General features: G+C 70.8%; 7 protein-coding genes. 4 read left to right on the top strand and 3 right to left on the bottom strand.

All coding sequences use genetic code 11. The features are described from left to right. Nucleotides 1-2: 2 nt before the first annotated feature. Nucleotides 3-281 carry a DUF2282 domain-containing protein gene (locus N5D62_RS20435; protein WP_279759727.1) on the bottom strand — a complete coding sequence of 93 codons (279 nt, stop codon included), beginning with the start codon at nt 279-281 and terminating at the stop codon, nt 3-5. Between the two features lie 157 nt (nt 282-438). On the opposite strand from N5D62_RS20435, the gene N5D62_RS20440 reads away from it, so the two are divergent. Continuing rightward, on the top strand, nt 439-1002 hold the full coding sequence (locus N5D62_RS20440) for a sigma-70 family RNA polymerase sigma factor (protein WP_279759728.1): 564 nt from the start codon (nt 439-441) through the stop codon (nt 1000-1002). Continuing rightward, the gene (locus N5D62_RS20445; RefSeq protein ID WP_279759729.1) at nt 999-1640 is read left to right on the top strand and encodes a DUF1109 domain-containing protein; all 642 of its coding nucleotides are present in this window, start codon (nt 999-1001) and stop codon (nt 1638-1640) included. The genes N5D62_RS20440 and N5D62_RS20445 overlap by 4 nt, the downstream gene beginning before the upstream one ends. 607 nt (nt 1641-2247) lie before the next feature. Here N5D62_RS20445 and N5D62_RS20450 read toward each other — a convergent pair. Continuing rightward, entirely contained in the window at nt 2248-2694 is a 447-nt protein-coding gene (locus N5D62_RS20450) for a MarR family transcriptional regulator (RefSeq protein ID WP_279759730.1), read from the bottom strand. A 115-nt stretch (nt 2695-2809) separates the two neighbouring features. Here N5D62_RS20450 and N5D62_RS20455 point away from each other — a divergent pair, with 115 nt between their 5' ends. Next, a complete protein-coding gene (locus tag N5D62_RS20455) occupies nt 2810-3181 on the top strand; it encodes a VOC family protein (protein ID WP_279759731.1) in 372 nt (123 codons plus the stop codon). A 60-nt stretch (nt 3182-3241) separates the two neighbouring features. Here the strand turns inward: N5D62_RS20455 and N5D62_RS20460 are convergent, their stop codons facing one another. After that, nucleotides 3242-3703 (bottom strand): Lrp/AsnC family transcriptional regulator, encoded by a 462-nt coding sequence (locus N5D62_RS20460; RefSeq protein ID WP_279759738.1) that lies wholly within the window; start codon nt 3701-3703, stop codon nt 3242-3244. A gap of 103 nt (nt 3704-3806) precedes the next feature. Between N5D62_RS20460 and N5D62_RS20465 the strand changes: the two genes are divergently transcribed. Beyond that, the coding region (locus tag N5D62_RS20465; RefSeq protein WP_279759732.1) for an aminotransferase class V-fold PLP-dependent enzyme at nt 3807-6080 on the top strand (2274 nt) is incomplete at its 3' end.

Raw genomic sequence — 6080 nt, forward strand, 5'->3', positions numbered from 1 at the left:
GGTCAGGACTTCACCGGCGCCAGCGAGCCCATGCCCTTGGGCGTCTTGATCGCGGTGCAGGTGCCGGCGGGGACGTACTTCCAGGCATTGGCCTGGTAGTCCATCTTGGCGGTGCCGGCGCAGGTGGTGCCGGGGCCGGCGGCGCAGTCGTTCTTGCCGGCCATCGCGACGCCGTAGCAGCGTTCCTTCTCGGCGGCGGCGGGCTTGGCGTCTTGCGCCATCGCGGAGGCGGACAGGGCGGTCAGCGTGACCAGGGCGAGGCTCAGGGTGGTCGACTTCATGGGGCACTCCTTGTGCGTGGATGCGAGGTTGAGGAAGGACGCGGCGGACTGCCGTCGCGTTCCGGGAGCTAATTCGCGACGGCGGCGCGGCGGGTTACAGCGACATCGAAAAAGTCCTCGACTATTTTTTTCAGGAGCCCTGTAACCTTCCGGCCCCATGACGCGAATAGATCCCGTGATCGCGACCGAGCATGAGCTGCACGACCTCTTCGTCGCCGGGCTGGACGGGGATGCGGCGGCCTACCACCGCTTCCTGCAGCGCCTGGGAGCCTTGCTGCGCGGGTACTTCCGGCGCCGGCTGCAGCAGTTGCCGGACGAGGTCGAGGACCTGGTGCAGGAGACGCTGATGGCGGTGCACACGCAGCGCCAGAGCTACCGGCGCGGGGAGCCGCTGACGGCCTGGGTGCACGCGGTGGCGCGCTACAAGCTGGTCGACCTGTGGCGCCGGCGCGAGCGCCACGAGGCGCTGAACGAGCCGCTGGACGACGACCTGGCGGTCTTCGCGACGGCGGACCACGAGGCGGGCGAGTCGCGCCGCGATCTGGGGCGGCTGCTGGAGCAGCTGCCGACGAACCAGCGGCTGCCGATCCTGCATACGAAGCTCGAGGGGCTGTCGGTGCAGGAGACGGCGCGGCTGACGGGAATGAGCGAATCGGCGGTGAAGGTCGGCGTGCACCGCGGGCTCAAGGCGCTGGCGCGGTTATGGAAGGACATGACATGAAGACCGACGAGCTGATCGGACTGCTCGCGCGGGAGGCCGGCCCGGTGCCGGCGCATGCCGGCGAGCGTCGCTTCGCGATCGCGCTGGCGCTGGGCATCGCGCTGGCGCTGGCCTGGGTGCAGGCGGCCTACGGCATCCGCGCCGACCTGGCGCAGGTGATGGCGACGGCCGCGTTCTGGCAGAAGGTGGCGATGCCGCTGGCGGTGGCGGCGACGGGGCTGGTCGTGGTGTTCCGGCTGGGGCATCCGGGGGCGCGGATGAACGGCTGGTGGCTGGGCGTCTGGTTGCCGGTGTCGCTGCTGTGGATCTGGGCGGCGGTGGTGCTATGGATGGCGGAGCCCGCCGCGCGGCTACCGCTGGTGCTGGGCACGACCTGGCGCACCTGCGTGTTCAACGTGACGGCGACGGCGCTGCCGATCGGCGTCGGGCTGCTGTGGGCGCTGCGCGGGCTGGCGCCGACGCGGCCGGTCCTCACCGGCGCCGCGGCCGGCTGGCTGGCCGGCGCGGCGGGGGCGTGCGTGTACTCGCTGCATTGCCCGGAGATGCAGGCCCCATTCGTGGCGATCTGGTACGTGCTCGGGATGGGCATGTCGGCGGCGCTGGGGGCGCTCGCGGGGCGGCATTGGCTGAAGTGGTGAGCGCGGCGCCGCGCGGGCGCGGCGGTCGGGAGCCGCGGATCATGGCAGCCTGACTGGGGCGTTGCCGTCGTCGCTGGACGCTCCCTCAGCCGTCCGCCGCGCGTGGCGCCGCTCCAGCATGCCTCCGACCAACTCAGCGAGCGCGAGACCCGCCACCGAGACCAGACAGGGTCGACTGGTGACTTGGTGGCCGATCAAGACCGTGATGCCGAGCACCGCAACGCGGGCATACGAAGAATCGATCTTCAAACGAATCCTCCTGATTGCATGTCCTGTCCGGACGCGGCGCAGTCTGCGCAGGGCTCTGGTGTCAAAGGCGAACGGCGAGGGGGGATGGACTTTCGAGTGGGGCTCAGGCAACCCGGGCCGTATTTCGGCGGCGAAATGGCTTCGATGGGTGGTACCCGTCGCCTGTAGGACTTAATTGGGGAGGTCAGCCTCACGGGAGTAGGGCAGGCACCGATCGCCTTTGGATGAGCAGTCTTTGCTGGTCGTCACTCAAGCCTGTTGTTCAGGAACGAGGCGGAGCATTGAAGAGGCTCGGGTCGTCGTGGCTGCGGCCCAACAGGTCGCTCTGGAGCAGGCCGTCGACGCGGCCGTCCAGCCCCTACCGCAACGCCTCCGCAAACCGCATCAGCACCGCCGCCACCGTCTTCGGATCCAGCGGCGCGGCTGCCTCCCGCAGCTGTCGTTCGGCATCGGCCACGATGCCGGTGGCCGCTTGCAGCGCCTGTCGGCCGGCCTTCGTCAGCTCCGTCTGCTGGACACGCCCGTGTTCCGGATGCGCCGTCCGGGCGATGAACCCCGCGCGCTCGAGCGCGACCAGGATCGCCTGCATCGTCTGCGGCGTCACGAAGGCCCGGCGCGCGAGCGCGGCATTCGAGGCCCCCGGCTCGTCCTTCAGGTAGTTGAGGACCGCGTACTGGGGCGTCGTCAGCCCGATCTCCCGCAGCCCCGCGTCCATGCGCGTGCGCAGCGCCTGCTGCGCCTGCTTCAGCGCATAACCGATCGTCGCGTACGGATCCTCCATCACTGGCGGCGTCTTGGGCTTCATGTGTCAGGGCGCTTATACGTAAAGGACTGACTCTATCCCTGTCGAATATCAGGGCCCTTGCATTGATATCAGGGTGCTGATAATCTGCGCGACATCCCAACGCAAGGAATCAACCATGCCTCACCTGATCGGCCCCGACTTCATCGGCATCCAGACGGACGACCTCGACGGCGCGCGCGCCTTCTACACCGACGTGCTCGGGCTGAAGACGGCGGCGTTCAGCCCGCCCGGCGCGGTCGTCTTCGACACCCAACCAATCCCGTTCGCCGTGCGCAAGCCCATCGCCCCGCTGAGCGGCACGGACGGCCTGGGCGAGGGCATCGCCCTCTGGTTCGGCTGCGACGACGCGGACGCGTTGCATGAGCACCTCGCCGCCCGCGGCGTGGCCATCGCGTTCCCGCCGAAGGACGGTCCCTTCGGCCGCTACTTCGCGTTCCGCGATCCGTTCGGCTACACGATCACCGCGCACACGCTCGGGAAGGCCTGAGCGACGGGGCCGCCCTGACGCGGGCGGCTCTCGGCGGCGGAGAGGCGAGGGCGCTCCGCCTCAAGCGATGTACGACAACGGCAACGCCGTCGTGAACTTCAGCTCCTCCATCGCGAAGCTCGAACTCACGTCCGACAGCTGCGTCCCCGCGATCAGCCGCTTGTAGACCTGGTCGTAGGCCGCGATGTCGGGCACCACCACCCGCAGCAGGTAGTCCACGTCCCCGCTCATCCGGTAAAACTCGACCACCTCCGGGATCGCCTCCACCGCCGCGCGGAACTGCTCGACCCAGGCCTGGGAATGCACGTTCGTCCGCACCGACACGAACACCGTCACCCCGACGTTCACCTGCTTCGGATCCACCAGCATCACGTTGCGGGTGATCACCCCCGCTTCCTTCAGCCGCTGCACCCGGCGCCAGCACGGCGTCGTCGACAAGCCGACCTCAGCCGCCAGGTCACTGACCTGGATCGAGGCATCCTGCTGCAGAAGCTGCAAGATCTTGCGGTCGATGGAATCCAATTTCGCCATTTCCACGGTCCTTGGCATGCATTTGCCGAAACTGGCTAAGCAAAGGCGGATTTTGCATGCGGTTTCCACGGATGCCTTCCGACAATCGTCGGCCATGGAAATCTATCTCGACGCCAACGCCACCACCCCCGTCCTGCCGCAGGCCCGCGACGCCGCGCTGTCCGTGATGGCCGAGGCCTTCGGGAACCCCAGCAGCATCCACGGCAGCGGCCTCAAGGCCCGCGCCCGGCTCGACGAGGTGCGCGCCACCGCGCGCCGCGTGCTGGGCGCTCCCACCGGGCGGCTGCTGTTCACCAGCGGCGCGACCGAAGGCATCCAGACCGCGGTGCTGTCCGCGCTCAGCGCGCTGCGCCAGCGCCGCGAGGCCGGCGAGGCGATCCCGCCGCGGCTGCTGTACGGCGCCACCGAGCACAAGGCCGTGCCCGAGGCCCTCAAGCACTGGAACACCCTGCTGGGCCTGGACCTGGAGATCGTCGCGATTCCCGTCGGCCTGGACGGCCGCCACGACCTGGCCTGGCTGCGCGCGCAGGCGCCCGCCGCCGGCCTGGTCTGCACGATGGCCGCCAACAACGAGACCGGCGTGATCAGCCACCTCGACGGCATCGCCGACGCGCTGCGCGGCACCGGCGCGCTGTGGCTGGTCGACGGCGTGCAGGCGCTGGGCAAGCTGCCGCTGCTGCTGGGCGAGCGCGCCATCGACTACGCGCCGTTCTCCGGCCACAAGCTCTACGCGCCCAAGGGCGTGGGCATGCTCTACGTCCGCGACGGCGCGCCGTTCACGCCGCTGCTGGCCGGCGGCGGCCAGGAAGGCGCGCTGCGCTCGGGCACCGAGAACATGGCCGGCATCGCCGCGCTCGGCGCGGTGCTGGACGCGCTCGAGCAGGGCGGGACCTTCGCCTCGCTGGGCCAGTTGCTCGACCACCGCCAGCGCCTGGCCGACGCGCTGCTCCACGCCTTCCCCGGCGTCGTGTTCAACGCGCCGTTCGACACCAGCCTGCCGACCACGCTCAACGTCTCCGTCCCGGGGCTGAGCGCGAAGCTGCTGCTCGACCTGTTCGACGCCGCCGGGCTGCGCGTCAGCGGCGGCTCCGCCTGCGGCGCGGCCAAGGCCCAGCCCAGCTACGTGCTGCAGGCGATGGGTCTGCCCGCGTGGCGCGCGGCGTCGGCGGTGCGGCTGTCCTTCGGCGCCGCCGATGCCGAGGCCACGATCGACGAGGCCTGCCGCCGTCTGCGCGACTGCGGCGCCTCGCTGCGCGCGACCTGCCAGATGCCGGCGCCCGACGAGAACCCGCAGGCGCCGGAGCTGCTGACGCGCTTCGTCGTCGACGGCGCGTGCTGCTACGTCGTCGCCGACGCGGCCAGCCGCCGCTGCGCGGTCATCGATCCGCTGCCGGAACTGACCGCCACGCTGTCGCAATGGATGCGATGTCGCGGGCTGACGCTGGCCGCGGTGCTGGACACCCACAGCCATGGCGACCATGCCTCGTCGGCGCAGACGCTGCGCGACGCGGTGCCTGAGCTGCTGGCCGAGGACGCCTGGCCCGAGCGCATCGACGCGCTGGGCTGGCCGCGCGGCAACGAGGTGGTGGCGCTGGGTGGCCATCGGCTGTCGCGCCTGGCGCTGCCGGGCCATACCGAGGATTCGACCGCCTACCTGCTGCACGCGGGCGGCGAGCTGGTGGCGGCCTTCGTCGGCGACACGGTGATGCCGGGTGCGCTGGGGCGCAGCGATTTCGCGCAGAGCGCGCCGAGCGCCTTCGGCCCGTCGCTGAAGACGCTGGCGCGCAATGTCGGCGAGCACGTGCTGCTGATGCCGGGGCATGACTACGACGACCGCTTCGCGACGACGCTGGCGGTGGAATGCGGCGCGCAGCCGCTGCTCGACGGGGTGCTGAAGGGCCGGCTGAGCGCCGAGGCCTTCGCGCTCGAGAAGGCGGAGCTGGAGCGCGATCTCGCGCCGACCGAGTACCAGACGATGGCGTGCGGCGCGCGGGTGGACTGCGCCCGCGCGACGGAGCGGGTGGAGCTCGATGTCGCGGGGCTGCAGGAGTTGCTGAGCGATGGCGTCGGGCCGAAACCGGTGCTGGTCGACGTCCGCGAAGCCTACGAGGCCCGGCTGAGCCCGACCGAGGAACTCGCGCCGGAACCGGTGCCGCTGTCGGTGCTGGTCAATGCGCTGCCGCGATGGCGCGCGCTGCCGCCGGACACGCCGGTGGTCTTCTTCTGCCGCAGCGGCAACCGCAGCGCCCAGGCGGCGCGGGCGCTGCGCCGGCTGGGACACGCGCAGGCGTGGAGCCTGGCGGGCGGCTTGGCGTTGTGGCCCGAGGCGAGGGCGACGGCGCCGGCCAGCGCGGTGACCTTCGCGGTC

The organism is Mitsuaria sp. GD03876, from assembly GCF_029840635.1.
Classification (GTDB): domain Bacteria; phylum Pseudomonadota; class Gammaproteobacteria; order Burkholderiales; family Burkholderiaceae_C; genus Roseateles.

Excerpts from the sequence above, each read along its gene's own strand:
- N5D62_RS20450 (WP_279759730.1), bottom strand. The coding sequence starts at position 2,694 with ATGAAGCCCAAGACGCCGCCAGTGATGGAGGATCCGTACGCGACGATC.
- N5D62_RS20435 (WP_279759727.1), bottom strand. The coding sequence starts at position 281 with ATGAAGTCGACCACCCTGAGCCTCGCCCTGGTCACGCTGACCGCCCTG.
- N5D62_RS20445 (WP_279759729.1), top strand. The coding sequence starts at position 999 with ATGAAGACCGACGAGCTGATCGGACTGCTCGCGCGGGAGGCCGGCCCG.
- N5D62_RS20440 (WP_279759728.1), top strand. The coding sequence starts at position 439 with ATGACGCGAATAGATCCCGTGATCGCGACCGAGCATGAGCTGCACGAC.
- N5D62_RS20455 (WP_279759731.1), top strand. The coding sequence starts at position 2,810 with ATGCCTCACCTGATCGGCCCCGACTTCATCGGCATCCAGACGGACGAC.